17 protein-coding genes are annotated in these 16175 nt (G+C 42.2%); 12 read left to right on the top strand and 5 right to left on the bottom strand.

All coding sequences use genetic code 11. The features are described from left to right. The first annotated feature begins 72 nt into the window (after positions 1-72). The 3 genes from QVE09_RS17940 (at position 73) to QVE09_RS17930 (ending at position 2682) form a co-directional block, all read left to right on the top strand. Positions 73-1107 carry a methionine ABC transporter ATP-binding protein gene (locus QVE09_RS17940; RefSeq protein ID WP_315937871.1) on the top strand — a complete coding sequence of 345 codons (1035 nt, stop codon included), beginning with the start codon at positions 73-75 and terminating at the stop codon, positions 1105-1107. Further along, positions 1108-1767, top strand: a complete 660-nt coding sequence (locus QVE09_RS17935) for a methionine ABC transporter permease (protein ID WP_047841298.1) — start codon at positions 1108-1110, stop codon at positions 1765-1767. It begins immediately after the preceding gene. A 75-nt stretch (positions 1768-1842) separates the two neighbouring features. Next, complete coding sequence (locus QVE09_RS17930) at positions 1843-2682, top strand: MetQ/NlpA family ABC transporter substrate-binding protein (RefSeq protein ID WP_133387447.1); 840 nt, start codon at positions 1843-1845, stop codon at positions 2680-2682. 118 nt (positions 2683-2800) lie between these two features. On the opposite strand, the gene QVE09_RS17925 is transcribed toward QVE09_RS17930, so the two are convergent. Continuing rightward, positions 2801-3553, bottom strand: a complete 753-nt coding sequence (locus QVE09_RS17925) for a DUF2167 domain-containing protein (protein WP_315937870.1) — start codon at positions 3551-3553, stop codon at positions 2801-2803. A 109-nt stretch (positions 3554-3662) separates the two neighbouring features. On the opposite strand from QVE09_RS17925, the gene QVE09_RS17920 reads away from it, so the two are divergent. Next, the gene (locus tag QVE09_RS17920) at positions 3663-4442 is read left to right on the top strand and encodes an SDR family oxidoreductase (protein WP_315937869.1); all 780 of its coding nucleotides are present in this window, start codon (positions 3663-3665) and stop codon (positions 4440-4442) included. Positions 4443-4580: 138 nt separating this feature from the next. On the opposite strand, the gene QVE09_RS17915 is transcribed toward QVE09_RS17920, so the two are convergent. Further along, on the bottom strand, positions 4581-4826 hold the full coding sequence (locus QVE09_RS17915; protein ID WP_053783253.1) for a NifU family protein: 246 nt from the start codon (positions 4824-4826) through the stop codon (positions 4581-4583). 80 nt (positions 4827-4906) lie between these two features. Between QVE09_RS17915 and QVE09_RS17910 the strand changes: the two genes are divergently transcribed. After that, a complete protein-coding gene (locus tag QVE09_RS17910; protein WP_036605750.1) occupies positions 4907-5161 on the top strand; it encodes a YuzB family protein in 255 nt (84 codons plus the stop codon). Here the strand turns inward: QVE09_RS17910 and QVE09_RS17905 are convergent. Next, entirely contained in the window at positions 5158-6219 is a 1062-nt protein-coding gene (locus QVE09_RS17905; protein ID WP_036673332.1) for an NAD(P)/FAD-dependent oxidoreductase, read from the bottom strand. The genes QVE09_RS17910 and QVE09_RS17905 overlap by 4 nt on opposite strands. Before the next feature lie 240 nt (positions 6220-6459). Beyond that, the gene (gene mqnE / locus QVE09_RS17900) at positions 6460-7566 is read right to left on the bottom strand and encodes an aminofutalosine synthase MqnE (protein WP_315937868.1); all 1107 of its coding nucleotides are present in this window, start codon (positions 7564-7566) and stop codon (positions 6460-6462) included. A 635-nt stretch (positions 7567-8201) separates the two neighbouring features. On the opposite strand from mqnE, the gene QVE09_RS17895 reads away from it, so the two are divergent. The 3 genes from QVE09_RS17895 (at position 8202) to QVE09_RS17885 (ending at position 10281) form a co-directional block, all read left to right on the top strand. Then, on the top strand, positions 8202-8558 hold the full coding sequence (locus tag QVE09_RS17895; RefSeq protein ID WP_062837974.1) for a HesB/IscA family protein: 357 nt from the start codon (positions 8202-8204) through the stop codon (positions 8556-8558). An 818-nt stretch (positions 8559-9376) separates the two neighbouring features. Then, complete coding sequence (locus QVE09_RS17890; protein WP_315937867.1) at positions 9377-9958, top strand: hypothetical protein; 582 nt, start codon at positions 9377-9379, stop codon at positions 9956-9958. A 62-nt stretch (positions 9959-10020) separates the two neighbouring features. Continuing rightward, complete coding sequence (locus tag QVE09_RS17885; protein ID WP_315937866.1) at positions 10021-10281, top strand: YgiT-type zinc finger protein; 261 nt, start codon at positions 10021-10023, stop codon at positions 10279-10281. 766 nt (positions 10282-11047) lie between these two features. Here QVE09_RS17885 and QVE09_RS17880 read toward each other — a convergent pair. Continuing rightward, on the bottom strand, positions 11048-11314 hold the full coding sequence (locus QVE09_RS17880; RefSeq protein WP_315937865.1) for an XRE family transcriptional regulator: 267 nt from the start codon (positions 11312-11314) through the stop codon (positions 11048-11050). 405 nt (positions 11315-11719) lie between these two features. Between QVE09_RS17880 and QVE09_RS17875 the strand changes: the two genes are divergently transcribed. From QVE09_RS17875 to QVE09_RS17860, 4 genes are all read left to right on the top strand, one after another. Further along, on the top strand, positions 11720-12184 hold the full coding sequence (locus tag QVE09_RS17875) for a hypothetical protein (RefSeq protein ID WP_315937864.1): 465 nt from the start codon (positions 11720-11722) through the stop codon (positions 12182-12184). 113 nt (positions 12185-12297) lie between these two features. Further along, the gene (locus tag QVE09_RS17870; RefSeq protein ID WP_315937921.1) at positions 12298-12939 is read left to right on the top strand and encodes an NAD(P)-dependent oxidoreductase; all 642 of its coding nucleotides are present in this window, start codon (positions 12298-12300) and stop codon (positions 12937-12939) included. A gap of 603 nt (positions 12940-13542) precedes the next feature. Beyond that, on the top strand, positions 13543-15012 hold the full coding sequence (locus QVE09_RS17865; RefSeq protein ID WP_315937863.1) for a type I restriction-modification system subunit M: 1470 nt from the start codon (positions 13543-13545) through the stop codon (positions 15010-15012). Beyond that, positions 15005-16171, top strand: coding sequence for a restriction endonuclease subunit S (locus QVE09_RS17860; protein ID WP_315937862.1), 1167 nt, complete (start codon positions 15005-15007; stop codon positions 16169-16171). The genes QVE09_RS17865 and QVE09_RS17860 overlap by 8 nt, the downstream gene beginning before the upstream one ends. Positions 16172-16175 lie beyond the last annotated feature (4 nt).

The raw sequence follows: 16175 nt of genomic DNA, 5'->3' as shown, positions 1-16175 counted from the left end.
TGTACTTTAAGGGGAGTTTTCCTTTAGATCGGGTAAAGATACATGTAGGTGGTTGGAAAGGGGCAAGTGCGATTGATTGAATTAAAAGGTTTAACGAAAACGTACGGCAAAGGAACAAAATCTACAACAGCGTTATCCGATTTGAATTTGAGCATCCAAAAGGGCGAAATCTACGGCGTGATTGGCCATTCCGGAGCGGGCAAAAGTACATTGATTCGCTGTATTAATTTGCTGGAACGGCCTACAGAGGGTGAAGTATGGGTTGATGGGATTAACCTGACTGAACTGAGCAAAACCGAATTGCAGCAACAGAGACGCAAGATCGGGATGATTTTTCAACACTTTAATCTGTTATCTTCGGCAACGGTATATGACAATGTAGCTTTTCCGCTAAAACTTGTGAATACACCCAAGGAAGCCATTGATCGCAAAGTGAAGGAAATGCTCGCACTGGTTGGTCTGGAGCACCATAGCAGCAAATATCCGGCTCAATTATCGGGTGGACAGAAACAACGTGTAGGGATTGCGAGAGCACTTGCAAGTGATCCAAATGTACTTCTCTGTGATGAGGCTACTTCGGCACTTGATCCGCAGACGACAAATTCAATCCTGAAGTTATTGCTGGACATTAATGAAAAGTACAACCTCACAATTGTGCTGATTACACATGAAATGCATGTCATTCAGAACATCTGTGACAAGGTGGCTGTCATTCATCAAGGCGGCATTGTGGAACAGGGACCTGTAACAGAAGTATTCCTGAAGCCGCGGCATGCCATTACGCGTGACTTCATGATGCGTGACCATGAAGCTGGACTTGCTCTGGAAGAGACCGCTCTGACAAATGCAGGCGTTGAATTGCAAGCAGGTGCTGCTTCCAAACTTGTGAAGATATCCTTTCTGGGTAACAAAACGTATGAAGCGATTTTATCCAGGACGGTACGTAAAACGGGTGTGGATTTTGCCATCCTGCAGGGTACAATCTCTACGATTAAACAGGTTCCTTATGGGCAGCTGACCGTTCGGTTCGAGGGTGATTCAAATGCGATTGATCGGACGATATCAGAGTTAACCACTGAGGGACTTGATGTGGAGGTGCTTCGTTAGATGGATTTTTCAACAGTTCGCTGGGAAGAGGTTGGTAAAGCCTCCATTGAGACACTGCAAATTTTGGGTGTATCAGGCTTGTTCACCGTAATCTTTGGTTTACCGCTCGGAGTGCTGCTGTTCATGACAGCCCGATCTGCTTCGATCAAGTCACGGACGGTGTACATTATATTGTCCTTAATTGTGAATATTTTGCGATCAGTTCCATTTATCATATTGATTGTTGCTCTTATTCCGTTCACTCGTTCACTCGTCGGTACAGCTACAGGTGTGTTAGGTGTTATACCACCTTTAGTTATTTCAGCAGCTCCTTATTTTGCTCGATTGGTGGAGACGACGTTGCGAGAAGTTGACCGGGGTGTCATTGAAGCGGCGCAGTCGATGGGTGCATCGACCGGACAGATTGTAAGACGGGTATTACTGCCTGAGGCGTTACCTGGTTTGGTTGCTGGGATAACCATTACCATCGTTACACTTGTCTCTTATACGGCAATGGCGGGCATGGTTGGTGGTGGAGGACTAGGAACGCTGGCAATCAACTATGGGTATTATCGTTATCAAAATGAAATCATGATCATATCCGTAGTGTCGATGATTATTCTAGTGCAAATTCTCCAGATGGCTGGAGATCGATTGGTTACATTTTTCACCAGGAAATAACACATAGATAACATGATGGCTATGCATTCATGCGGACGCTACATGAAAAAAATGATTAGAGAAGGGGTTTTACACATGAAAAAATGGTCTTTTGCTTTACTTAGCCTTATGTTGATTGCGGTTCTCGCAGCTTGCGGAAACAACAAGGACGCCGATAGCGGCGCAGACAATTCAGCAGGTGCACCAAGAACAGTTGAATTGAAAGTTGGAGCTTCACCTACACCACACGCAGAGATTTTGGAAAGCATCAAGCCTGAACTGGAAGCACAAGGTATTCGTTTGCAAGTCGTTACGTTCAATGACTATGTACAACCCAATCAGCAGCTTGCTGATAAAAAATTGGATGCAAACTTCTTCCAGCACCAACCTTATCTGGACACAGAGAATAAAGAACGTGGATTCAACCTCGTTTCTGTAACACCTGTTCATGTTGAACCTTTTGGTGGATACTCCAAGAAGATTAAGTCTTTGGATGAATTGGCTGACGGCGCAAAAGTAGCAATCCCAAATGACCCATCCAATGGGGGACGTGCACTGTTGTTGCTCGCGAAGGAAGGCATCATTACGCTGAAAGACAACACAAATATTACATCTACGATTCAAGATATCACAGCCAATCCGAAGAACCTGGATATCATCGAGCTGGATGCAGCCATGATGCCTCGTCAATTGGATGAAGCGGATCTGGTATTCATCAACGCTAACTATGCGCTTGAAGCAAACCTGAATCCGGCAAATGATGCTTTGCTGATCGAAGATCTGCAAGGTAACCCATACGCAAACATCCTCGTTTCCCGTGAGGACAATAAGGATTCAGATGCCATTCAGAAACTGGCTGCTGCCTTGCACTCGGAAGAAGTGAAAACATTCATCAAAGAGCGTTATAAAGGTGCAGTTGAACCTGCAACTGAATAATTCACGATATGTATGATATGATGTGAAGCTATTAAGAATAAGCCGTATGTCTCTCTAGAAGAGATATACGGCTTATTTTATGTTTCCTAATCTGTGCTGACGTGGGGATCAACATAGGTCAAAGTTTTTCTGATTTATCCACGTCGGATTGATGTCCAGACTGGCGGTAATAGGATAATTCATTCTGATCAGCATGCTGCTGTTCATCCGCTTCTTGCAGGTACGTCCTCTCAGAGGGAGAGAGTTTCTCTTCTTCTCCATTTGAGCTTTTGATTTTGTATCTGATCCAACCGATCAGCCCAAGGATGACAACCAGGATCAAGGTCCATCCTTTTTTGAGCAAAAGAAGAGAACTGAATTTCTGGGAAGCCGTGTACCCGATCCCGCCCATCAGAAGACTGTTGAGCCCTTTAGTGGATGTTTTGTCAGTCGAAGCATTGTACTCCTCATAGGTATATCCTGCATTGATGCTAAGTTGATTAAGGACAGTTTCCTCAAATGCCTGGCGGCTCTGTTGAAAGTTGGCCGTATCTGTAACCAGAATGGCTGTGATGTATCCTTCGCGTGTCAGGAGTTTTACATTGTAATTGACCATGGCTTGCTGATCAGCATTCTTGAAACCAAGGGAGTAAACCAACTGATGTTTGGTACTGTCATATGCCGGTTCGATTTCCCACCCCGTTATGTACGTTCTATATTCAGGATCAAGTTCTCTGTTATCTTCTTCTGTGCCTCGGATATAACTGTTTAACAGTTCTTCGGCACTTAAATTTTGATCGTCATCATGGATATAACCTGTCTTCACGTACTCGAACACAACATACCACGAGCCGAATTCGCTATTGCTGGTTAGACTTCCGATTTCAATCAAGATATATCTGGAATTAAAGGTGGATAATCCCTTGTGGATAAGCGAGTTGTAGGAGGACGATAAATCTTTTATACTGGATAGTGACTGCTCTTTGAAGAGGGGGATGAACGTGAAGGGAAAGATTGCCCTCATAACGGGAAGTGCCAAAGGTCTTGGTAAAATGACGGCCCTCAGTCTGGCAGATCAAGGGTGTAATATTGCCCTCAACTATGTACACAGCAGAACAGAAGCTGAGGCTTTAAAGGCTCAGATTATAGCCAAGGGTGTGCGGTGCATTGCCATCCAGGCTGATATATCCAAGGTGGAAGATATCTCTTCATTGGTTGAGCAGGTGGAAGGTAACCTGGGCAGCATTGATATTTTGGTGAATAACGCAGGTCCATTTGTCCGTGAACGACGATTATTTGCGGATTATTCTGAAGCTGAGGTCCAGATGCTTGTGCAGGGAAATCTGTTGGGACCGATGTTACTTGATCAGCGTGTATTGCCAGAGATGAGACGCAAGCAATGGGGACGCATTATCCATTTTGGCTTCAGTCATGCTGGAGAAGCGAGATCTTGGCCTCATCGCGCCGTATATGCGGCTGCCAAGGTGGGTCTGGTATCTTTTACAAAGACACTCGCGGTTGAAGAAGCCCCGTATGGAATTACGGTTAACATGGTATGTCCAGGTGACATTCGTGGTGCGAACAAAGAGAAAACGATTGATGAAATGGCAGGCATCACCGACGAGGAAACGCCAAGAGGGCGCCCAGGCAGCGGTGAAGATATTGCACGAGTGATTACGTATCTGTGTCTTGATCATTCCGATTTTATAACAGGCAACATTATGGATGTATCTGGAGGACTTGATCCGATTCGTCCAACCATACAGCGCGAGGATACTTAAAAGGTGAATTGAAGGATTGTACGTGGAAACGGGTCAAGGTGACTGTGAACATGGACTCTCTGCATATGCACACAAAAAAAGAGCCCTCCGCTTCATGCGAAGCGAAAGGCTCTTGAGGTTTATTTCGTGAAGGATTGATTAGAATACTTGTACGACTTCTTGTACACCCTCAACTTCTTCGAGAAGGGCGCGTTCAATCCCGGCTTTTAAGGTAATGGTGGAGCTTGGGCAACTGCCGCAGGCACCGACCAGTTTCAGCTTAATGATGCCGTCCTCCACGTCGACCAGTTCCACGTCACCGCCATCGCGTTGCAGGAACGGACGAAGTTTATCAAGCACATCAGATACCTCATCATACATGGTGCTTTGTGCGTTTTCGCTCATATTGTTCAACTCCTTTCCTTCCTATATTATATTACAAATGGCCACAAATTAAAATGGTCAAACAAAGCAGGTGAACTTAAATGAGACCGATTATTGAATTTTGTGCCAATAATATGCATTTTGGCACAGATGAAGTCATGGATCAACTGGAAGAAAATCCAGACTATGATGTGATTGAATACGGCTGCCTCACCAACTGCGGCCAATGTTCTATGACTCCTTTTGCACTGGTGAATGGTGAAGTTGTCATCACGGACAAAGTGGAAGATCTATATAACGCCATACTGGCCAAAATTGCCGAAGCCGATGTCTGGGACGAGCTCGATCTCGACTAACCGAGATGGCGCTTGGACATCCAGAGCACACCACTTTTCAAAATACGAGGTACACGTCCCATCATGGACGTTTTACCCATCAGCCCAAACCCAGACTTCTTGCCGAGTGCACCGAGTGTGCCACGAAGCTTGAGAGGATGTGGATTGGGCTTTTCGCCTTTCCAGAGGGCATGCTGAATATGAGCGATCTGCTCACCCTGTACTTCCGCAGCTTGACCGCTAGGTGCATAAGGTACACTGGCACAGTCACCAACGACATACACATCGGTATATTCCGGGATTTGGTAGTATTCATTCAGGACGACACGTCCTTGAGGGTCTTTGGTCACGTCCAGATCCTGTACCACTTTTACGGGCTGAATGCCTGCAGTCCACACAACAGCATCCGTTAGAATCTGTTCATCCCGGTTATAGATGGCATTAGGTTCAACGCGTGAAATGGCGATATGTCCGCGTGTCTCTACCTGGTGTTCGTTGAACCATTCATGCACATACACGGACAGACGTTGTGGGAAAGCAGATAATACACGCTCGCCACGATCCAGAATGCTGATGTTCAGATCCGGTCTGCTCTCACGAAGTTCGGCTGCCATCTCGACACCACTTAATCCCCCGCCTACGATATGCACATTGCCATAGGCTTTGACTTCATTAAGGCGAAGGTAGGTCTCGCGTGTTTTGCTAAAGCTCTGAATGGTACAGCTGTAGTCTTCGGCGCCTGGTGTGTTGTGGAAACGGTCTGTACAACCAAGTCCAATGACAAGTTTGTCGTATACGAGCGGGTCTTGGCCTTCAAATTCAATCTGACGCTGTTCCAGGTCAATCGAAGTAACTTCTCCATAACGGTAAGTGACTTTATCGCTCACTGGAAATTGGATACGCAGGTCATAATCAGATACGGTTCCTGCTGCGAGTGCGTAATATTCTGTCTTTAATCCCTGAAAGGGGCTGCGGTCCACCAAAATAATTTGTGTATCGGATGGAATTTTACCTTCCAGAAGTTCCTTGATGATGGTGAGGCCGCCATAGCCGCCTCCAAGAATGACGAAATTTTTCATGACTCGGCTTCCTTTCTGCATCAGTCCCACTGAAATGGGGCTGTAAACTGTGGAGCAGCTATGCAATGACATAGCTGCTCCTTTTGTTTGGATTTGAATAATTGAAAAGGTGACATTGAAAATTGAAGATATCATTCAGCAGTTTGCACCACTCGAATTCAAACGTCTCCCTATAATGAAAGCTGCGTTTTGGAGTGGTGCTGATGCAATATTGATTGTAAATGGTGTTCTATTTATATCCTATTCGTACACTTGAATTTCGTTGTAGAACGTATCACGTTCTACCGGAATACGTCCTGCACCCTTAATGAGCCAGATGAGCTCTTTACGTGTAAGGCCTTCAGGTGTGAGTGCACCTGCCGCATGACTAATCCGTTCGCGAACGATCGTACCGTGTGCATCCGAAGCACCGAATCCAAGAGCGACTTGAGCGAGTTGTGGACCGATGTTAATGAAGTAGGCTTTAATATGATCGATGTTATCCAGCATCAAACGGCTGATCGCAATTGTTTTGAGATCCTCGTAAGCCGAGTTACGACGCATAATGCTCGCGTTTTTACTTTTTGGCTGCATGGAAAGCGGGATAAAGACCATGAATCCGTTGGTCTCGTCTTGCAATTCACGAATCTGCACCATATGGTTGACGCGGTCTTCATAGGATTCGATTGATCCATACAACATCGTTGTATGTGTACGCATGCCGAGATTATGAGCTGTGCGGTGCACCTCAAGATAACGATCCACGTTGGCTTTGTCTACACGCATTTTTTTGCGATACTCATCTGACAGAATCTCAGCGCCGCCACCAGTCAATGTTTTCAGACCTGCTTTTTGCAGTTCTTGCAAAACTTCTCTGATACTGAGTCCGCTAATCCGAGTGAAGAAATCAATCTCGGCTGCCGTGTAAGCTTTTAGCGTAACATCCGGATATTTCTCGTTTAAAGCACGCAGGGAATCGACATAATATTGAAAAGGAACATGGTTGTTATGTCCGCCTACGATATGGAACTCACGTACGCCCGGATGAATATGCTGTTCTACATAATCGATCATTTCCTGACCGGATAATGTATAAGAGCCTTCTTCACCCTGGTCTTTGCGGAAATTACAAAAAGCGCAGCGGGCTTCGCATACGTTTGTAAAATAAAGACTCATGTTTTCGATGAAATATACTTTCTTACCATTCTTCCGCAGGTTGGCCTCATTGGCCAGCTGGCCCAAAGTCAGCAGATCATCTGTTTCATACAGATATACGCCGTCTTCTACGTTCAGCCTTACGCCGTTCTGCACTTTCTCAACGATTTCAGCCATTCTTTTGTCTGTGAACGGTGTTACCAATGTAGACATACTGTTTCCTCCTGTTCTTTACCGGAATTGAGTTGTGTGTAGGACCTGACTTACAGAACTACATAGCAAAGATGCGGTCAACTGCCGCCTTCTTATATGGACTAACTCTTATTTACCCGGTGCAGCGTGTGCTGCATATGAAAGCTAAATTTTTTCAAAAAAATGGAGTCTGTTGTGACTCATATATGCATTAGGGACTGCGTTGCAGTCTCGAAATGTGAAAAAAATTACAACTCCAATTATGACCATCGTCTGAATAAGTCATGACAAAATCCCGACATTTCAGTGCGACCACCTATTCATTATAAACCTCGTGTCCCGGGGGTTCAATACACTGGGAAGAAAAAGGAGTACAGGGGGAACGCGGAAAGAGGCAAACATGACTTGAGACCCTTGACGGGGTGGAGTATAATTTAAAGAAGAGTTAACGAAAGGTTGTTCAAAAAGTACGCTTTTGATTACGAAGGATGCCTAGCGGCATCTCAGCGTCGAATATGGGATTCAGCCGAAATGTTATTGCTCACGTAGTTTTGCCTACGCTCCGCTACTCCATTTCTATCTTCATCCCATCTTCTTGGTACTGAAAAGCGCCCTTTTTGAACATGATTTTATATGAAAAAGGAGAGTGACCTGGCATGATTAACATCAGCGAAACGGCTGCTGACAGATTGAAAGAGATGCTTGCACAGCAAGAGACACCTGGTATGTTCCTGCGTCTTGGCGTAGCACCGGGCGGTTGCACCGGATTTTCGTACGCCATGGGCTTTGACGATAAAGAGTCCGATGAGGACCTGTATATGGATATTCAGAACATGAAGGTTGTAGTTGAGAAGGAAAACCTGAAATATCTGAATGGACTCGAAATTGATTTTGAAGAGTCTGGTATGACGGGTGGGTTCACCATCCATAATCCGAACGCGGTAGCCACTTGTGGTTGTGGATCTTCTTTCCGTACGAAGGAAGACGCGGGTGTGCCTGACAAGGATTGTTAAGTTGGCGCGGGTTTGAGCGCATTCGATAACGGATGACGGACGCAAGCCTGTAACGATAGCCTTAACGGTGCAGATTGTGAATTGCGCAGGTATTTCGTTAGGTTAAAAACCCCGGACGATGAACGTTATCAATCCTTGAAATGGCATTTCAGGGTTGTGAATCACGGCCTCTATGACGTATTAGTTTCGTACTAATTACGTTATGGAGGTCTTTTTGTTATAGCGTTAAAGAAACGAGAACGGCGAACTCCGATTGGTGCGTGCGATGTACGATTATACCCGGAACTTACATTTGAACAGGCGCTTGATTTTGTATTCAGCCCGAAGAAGGTGGAGGGGGTATGCGAAAGGAGCCTTAAGGCTTACACGAAACATTACGATTACTTCGTGAAATGTCTTCATGAGTTTCATCCGGATATCACATTGATTGAGCCTATCTACGTCAGTACTATTCGCGACCACATTTCGTATATGAAATACGATCGGGTCAGATACGACTTTTCTTCTGATGGGTGGCCGAGTTTATGATTCCGTTCGATAGATTTATTTCAGGAATTTGATATTACATGAAGCTATATTCTTAAAGACACAGCTTGTAGCTCAGAAGCTATTCGGAATTAGATTAAGGCCAAACAGGCATCCTATGTTATTCCACTTAAAACTAACGGTCTAAATCCATGGAAAGTCAAATGGTTTTTGTACAAAGAACGCCACTTATGGTTAAATCGTTTTTACTATCTCTTTTTTCCAATATATGATAAGATTTTCGTTAAATATCTGTGGAAGTTGAAAGGGGTATTAGGAGAGTGTCCGAGGACTTGGAAACAATTACAGAAAGTGGAGATATCATTTCATCTGTAGAAGGTTATGAGAAGAAAGTAACTACTAGAGATGGTATTGAGTTTACAGTGTCGACTGACGATGTCATTGAATTAACTGAAAAGCAATTTAATGCACTTGCGCTAAATGTACTAAGAAAAAAAGCAGAATACATAAGAAAAGATGGAGTTGACATTGCTTCTTTAAATCAGGACCAGATCAGTAATGTGTTATCAGAAATAAAAGGAAGATTAGATCAATCTGATGATCCATTGGGTGAAAACCTAATACGGCTGTCTGAACACATAACAGATGACCATGCTCTTAATCCTAATCTGTTGCAAAAGAGAGGCTGGTATAGAGACAGTGTGCAAGAGCTTTACGACGATATTATAAACGTCATTAAACAAGCTGATGATGTGCGTAAAGCAAAATTGAAATTCCATAAAATAAAGGAACAATCAATGCCTACATTTACATTCACTGTCATAGGTATTAAAGTAGATGGTTCTCAAGGTGAAGTCTCAATTGCTTTCATAAAAGACGACAGTGGTCTCATACTTGCTGTAACTATTATATAATGTTATGATAAACAGGTATAAACTCTTACTCTGCGCATATACTAAATAAGGAGGGAATCATTATGAGTGCAACTTTATCAACTATCATGCCGGGGGTACCGATGCAAACATCAAACATAAAATGCATATGTGGAGAGCATCCAATCCTTACTCATAAGGCGAAATTAGGCAGATTGGGCGATAAATTAGTTACAGTCTTTAATGTTCCTGTGTATGTATGTGAGGGATGCGAAGAATCCTTTATGAATGGTGCTGATAGTAAGATCTTCGCAACTCGCGTAAAGACTGCAGTTGAATTAAATTTAGATTCTGTAACTTTTTAATTAAATGATGCAAACATATAAATGTAGCACATCTCTCAAGTAATATTTTGACGATGTGCTTTTTTCATACTTGTTTTTAGACACTGTATTAGGGTTGAACCTGGTTAACGAGCTTTTGCGCATTAACTATCCCGCTCACTTGCGAAAAACCGCGTATGTAGATTGACTATTCATAACCCGAATGCAGTGGCCACATGAGGCTGTGGATCATCCTTCCTTATCTAAATGATGCGTGGGTAAGGATCAGGATTGCTAAGGTCTGCCAGATGACGCCTCTGCCGCGTATCATCCTATAACCTATGATCAGTCCAGTTGAAAATCGCAACAAGAGTTTACAGCAGCTCGAACTTTCTTTTCATTTTGGGCTGAGACGCAGCAAGTGTTATTATTTCTTATCTTATGGAATTAATTTCCTTGATTGAATACCTAATTTAAAAAATAATTTCTTGTTCTGCTGAACTAAGCGGAATTGAGAACGTTTACTACACAATACCACCCCATAGCCGATATTAATTCATTGGGTTCATGAATTTCAAAGGCAAATTACCGCTTATCACTTTGAAGGTGGGCTTTTTCTGCGTTCACAGACGGAGTTTGGTCGATAAATGAATAATTTTACTGCGCGATTTTATAAGAAGTGCTCCTAGTTTTATAACTTTTTTCGTAGATCAACGTAGATAATAACCGGTGTTTTACGCTTTATATCAGTGACGTATGTTCCCCGGATACATATTCTAAAGGTAAACACACGCAAAAAAGCGTATTGTTAACCACTTTCTTCGTTGTCTTGCGGTATATAATCTATTAGTGCCTCAATACCGAATTGACGCGTGCTTCCGTTTTCCTTTGCAATACGATTGATCGCGTTCAATATTTCTACCATTGTTTCGAGCTTAATGGTTCGTGTATCTCCACTTGCGAGATCCAAGATCGTAGCAGGACGGGTCTTAGACTCGACAGCTACTTTATTTCGCGTTGTGCCGATCTCAGCAAGGACTTCATTTAAGTTAAATTTGATTTGATTAGTTGACACTTGATACGCCCCCTCGGAGTAGTCACAATACAATTATAAAGGATCACACGCAGCGAGTAAAACTTTTCAGTAAATACTATTGACGTACTACTCTCAGAGTAGTATTATTCATGTAACAGTTTTACTTTATAAGTAGTACTAGGAAAGTAAAACTGTTAAAAATTGCAACGTTTTACTCGAACGAATCATCTCTCACAAAATCACTCGTAAAGGAAGGAATAAGGGGGAAGTTGCTGGGACCGAAATAGTATATCCAGAATGGAAGGGAGAACAAATCATGATTGTGATCATCAGTATATTAACTTCGCATAACAAAGCAAAAATGAAGTTATCATGTTGCTTCGAATGGTTAGAAATGAGCCGATTCATCTATGCTTTTATCATCATTACGAAAGCATTTGAATTATGAACAGCCATGACCGCCTCGAACATGCTTCAGTTGCTATCGCACCATTTGATGATGATGAGTACTACCATTACGATGGATGTGTACTAAACAAACGCTACATATTTTTCATCGACGAGAATGTATTATGGCTTCGTGAAGTTCAGCAGGACCCGAATGATCCCAATCAGTATATTGACGGAGAGAGTGGAGGGATAGCGATTGGGAATAATGTTAAAGGTAATGTGCATCATATGACGGCCGAGCTTGTTACTCGCTTGCGCAGCATGGACGCGCTGGAATTTCTGACACGAATTTTGTTATGTGTGCCTGAGCGATGTGACTTTAACTTGCAACTGGACCGTCTTATCTTAGATCAGAACCATCACCCACGTGGACAAACTGTACAGAATGTACTTTTAAAAAAACAAGGTCAAGAGCCCTTTTACTATCACAATAACTCTAACAAAAGAGTTCGCAGCTGAATACGCATTCCTTTTGAAAAGAGAAAAGGTTGACAAACTTAGTTGTAACAAATATAGTTACAATATAAAATTCAAACATAAACAATATCGATAATTACAAAGGAGAGATCATGATGAACATTGCAATCATTGGTGCAACAGGCAAAGCAGGAAGTGTAATTTTGAAAGAAGCAGCAGACAGAGGGCATAAGGTAACGGCAATCGTTCGTAATGCATCCAAATTGGAAGATAAAAGCCTGAATACGCTGGAGAAAGATGTATTCGATCTTACAGCTGAAGATCTTAAAGCGTTTGATGTGGTTGTAAATGCATTTGGTGCTCCAGCGGGTAAAGAAAACCTGCATGTGGAAGTAGGACAAGCGTTGATCAATATCCTGAAGGATGCACCAAACACTCGTCTGATCGTTGTGGGTGGAGCAGGAAGCCTGTTCACAGATGAGTCCAAAACGTTGCGTGTCTTTGAATCCCCAGGATTCCCTGATGCATACAAAGCAACTGCAACGAACCAAGGCCAAAACTTGCAGGATCTGCAAGCATCCTCGGGTATTCAATGGACATTCCTGAGCCCGGCTGGATTCTTTAATCCAGAAGGTGTACGCACCGGCAAATATCAAGCTGGCAACGACGTTATTCTCGTGAATAGCGAAGGCAACAGCTACATCAGCTATGCAGACTATGCAATTGCTTTGGTTGATGAGATCGAGAATCCACAACACAAAAACAAGCGCTTTACCGTTGTTGGTGAAGTGAAGTAACGCTTTTAAATGATAATATGGAACATACAAACGGACGCTGATCTCCACAGATCGGTGTCCGTTTTTTATGTTATAGAAAATCTGGCTCAAAACAGACATCAAAAAAGAAATTAGTACTCGGCTTTAAACAATACTCATGCTGCACATGTTTTATAAAAGTAGTTTTTGTGGATGCTCGGGTAGCCGAATTTCTTTGGACACAAGTTGTCAGGCACTGATTACTGAATAGAGACCTATTTGTAAACTGACATGTAGCTTAACAGCGGTCGTATGTATAACTCGTAGAATCAACAGACGTACTTTGGTGAATGTTACTACTTCATCGGCGATTGGATGAAGTGCTCTTTGTTGTCTGTCAAGGACACAGTAGTACAAGGGGCCTGTGCTACTAGAGGGGCGACTATGTGCAAGTAAAGGGAAATCATAGTTAGAAAGAACATTCGGATATAAGTCTACTGGTCTTCTCCGTTCTAAAATACAAAAATCCTTTGTTGTTTGGTTGGAATTACGCAATCATGGTATTATAAAGAAAGTTAATTTCATATTGAATTTTTTAAAAAAATGTATATATATGTGCTATAGCTGAGAGGTCGGGAACTAGATATGCTAACAGGAGAAATTCGTAATAAAGTAGATAAAATTTGGTCTGATCTGTGGGCGGGTGGGATATCGAATCCACTGACGGTTATAGAACAATTAACGTACTTAATGTTTATCCGTTCATTAGACGATAAGGATTTGGATGCTGAAAGCTTTGAGGCACTTGGTGGCGACAAGCTTCCGAAAATATTCCCTCAGACAGAAGCTGGACAGGCGATGCGTTGGAGTAATTTTAAGAACAAAGATCCACGTATCATATTCGATACGATTAGTAATGAAGTTTTCCCATTTATTAAAGGGATGAGTGAAGGCTCAACGACTGCATTCGCACGTTATATGCGGGATGCCATCTTCCTCATGCCTACACCTCAGGTTTTGCAGAAGATGATTACAGGATTAGATGAATTGTATGAGCATGATATTAAGGAATTGGATATGCAAGGTGATCTATACGAGTATATGTTGGGCAAACTTGCTACTGCTGGTCAAAATGGACAATTCCGCACACCGAAGCATATTCGTGACTTAATGGTTCGCTTATTGGCTCCAACGCCAGATGATCGGATATGTGATCCTGCTTGTGGTACAGCAGGCTTCTTAGTTTCAACGGCTGAATATATTCGTGAACAATATGAAGCGACGATGACCACGGAGCAATGGGACACGTATGCAGGTGACATCGTATCTGGATTCGATACTGACCGCACGATGCTGCGTCTGTCTGCGATGAACTTAATGCTCCACTCCATTACGAACCCCAATATTGACTATGTAGATAGCGTATCGAAGCAAAATAGCATTTCTAACGAATATACGATGATTTTAGCTAACCCTCCATTCACAGGAACGGTTGATGCAGATAGTATTAATGATAATTTGAAATCGATCTGTGATACGAAGAAAACTGAGTTGCTATTCGTAGCTCTATTCTTACGTATGCTTCGCAAAGGTGGACGTTGTGCTGCCATTGTTCCAGACGGCGTATTATTTGGTTCAACGAAAGCTCATAAATCGCTTCGAAAAGAGTTAGTCGAGAATCATAAACTGGAAGCGGTCATCTCTATGCCAAGCGGTGTATTTAAGCCATATGCAGGAGTTAGCACAGCGATCATGATTTTTACGAAAACAGATGCTGGTGGTACAGAGAGAGTATGGTTCTATGATATGAAGGCGGATGGATACTCGCTAGATGATAAGCGTGCAGCAATTGCTGAGAATGATATTCCAGATATTTTGGCTCGATTCCACAATCTTGATGCTGAGACAGATCATAAACCAACAGAACAAAGCTTTATGGTTGATAAAGCTGCGATAGCGGACAATGGTTATGATCTATCCATTAATCGCTATAAAGAGATTGTCTATGAGAAGGTTGAATATGATGCTCCAGCGATTATTATGGATCGACTAGAGAAGATAGATACGGAGATTGCCTCTAAGATGCAGGAACTAAGGGGGCTTCTTGGTGAGTAAGTGGGAAAAGGTGAAGTTGGGGGATGTAATTAGAATAAATAGAATATCCATACAGGCTTCGCATATTGAAGAGGATTCATATTATATTGGGTTAGAAGATATAGAGAAAGATACTGGAATAATATTAAACAATAATAAATCTGGGGACTCCGGAATAAAAAGTAATAAGTATACTTTTACTGATCAACATATATTATATGGCAAGTTACGTCCTAATTTGAATAAGGTTGCATTACCAACGAAAAAGGGAGTATGTAGTACTGATATATTTCCTATAAGCGTTCAATTAGACAAATCTATTAAAGAGTTTATTTACTATATACTAAAGGGAAAGCGTTTTGTAAGTCATGCTAGTAGTAGTACAGCTGGTGCGAATTTACCACGTGTGAATGAAAAAATAATAAATGAATATGAAATTCCCCTCCCCCCTCTTGAAGTTCAAAAACAAATTGCTCAAAATCTTGATACCGTTTCTGAACTTCTTACTTTACGGAAAAAGCAATTTGAAGAATTAGATAGGCTTATCCGGTCTGTGTTTTATGATATGTTCGGTGATCCTGTTTTAAATGAAAAGGGATGGGAAGTTAGTAGTCTACACAATAAAATATCTATAAAACATGGATTTGCATTCGATGGAGAATACTTTTCAAATTCTGGCCTATATGTTTTACTAACTCCAGGGAATTTCTATGAAGAAGGTGGATATAGGGATAGAGGAGAAAAGCAGAAGTATTATTTAGGGGAGCCAAAGGAAGATTATATCCTAAATAGAGATGATTTACTTATTGCTATGACTGAGCAAGCTCAAGGATTATTAGGGAGTCCGCTTTTTGTACCAGAATCAAATAAATTTTTACACAACCAGCGATTGGGATTAATACAAGTCAAAAATGACGAGTTAAATAAGAAGTATTTATTCTATTTATTTAATGATTTTAATGTTAGGAAAATTATTCACTTAATGGCTACTGGCATAAAGGTCAGACATACTTCTCCTTCGAAAATCGGAGAGATAGTAGTAGCAGTTCCACCCTTATCCTTACAAAACCAATTCGCAATCATCGTAACCAAAATCGAAGAACAAAAATCTCTAGTCAAGCAATCCATTAAAGAAACCCAAACACTCTTCGATTCTTTGATGAGCCAATATTTTAATTAGTTTA

This window comes from Paenibacillus sp. ClWae2A, assembly GCF_032452295.1.
Classification (GTDB): domain Bacteria; phylum Bacillota; class Bacilli; order Paenibacillales; family Paenibacillaceae; genus Paenibacillus.
This window is presented reverse-complemented; position numbering and strand designations above follow the sequence as displayed.

Bases quoted from the DNA above. Each gene is read 5' to 3' on its own strand.
- QVE09_RS17865 (WP_315937863.1), top strand. From the start codon at position 13,543: ATGCTAACAGGAGAAATTCGTAATAAAGTAGATAAAATTTGGTCTGAT.
- mqnE (WP_315937868.1), bottom strand. From the start codon at position 7,566: ATGTCTACATTGGTAACACCGTTCACAGACAAAAGAATGGCTGAAATC.
- QVE09_RS17905 (WP_036673332.1), bottom strand. From the start codon at position 6,219: ATGAAAAATTTCGTCATTCTTGGAGGCGGCTATGGCGGCCTCACCATC.
- QVE09_RS17870 (WP_315937921.1), top strand. From the start codon at position 12,298: ATGAACATTGCAATCATTGGTGCAACAGGCAAAGCAGGAAGTGTAATT.
- QVE09_RS17910 (WP_036605750.1), top strand. From the start codon at position 4,907: ATGAGACCGATTATTGAATTTTGTGCCAATAATATGCATTTTGGCACA.
- QVE09_RS17885 (WP_315937866.1), top strand. From the start codon at position 10,021: ATGAGTGCAACTTTATCAACTATCATGCCGGGGGTACCGATGCAAACA.
- QVE09_RS17895 (WP_062837974.1), top strand. From the start codon at position 8,202: ATGATTAACATCAGCGAAACGGCTGCTGACAGATTGAAAGAGATGCTT.
- QVE09_RS17915 (WP_053783253.1), bottom strand. From the start codon at position 4,826: ATGAGCGAAAACGCACAAAGCACCATGTATGATGAGGTATCTGATGTG.
- QVE09_RS17875 (WP_315937864.1), top strand. From the start codon at position 11,720: ATGAACAGCCATGACCGCCTCGAACATGCTTCAGTTGCTATCGCACCA.
- QVE09_RS17930 (WP_133387447.1), top strand. From the start codon at position 1,843: ATGAAAAAATGGTCTTTTGCTTTACTTAGCCTTATGTTGATTGCGGTT.
- QVE09_RS17935 (WP_047841298.1), top strand. From the start codon at position 1,108: ATGGATTTTTCAACAGTTCGCTGGGAAGAGGTTGGTAAAGCCTCCATT.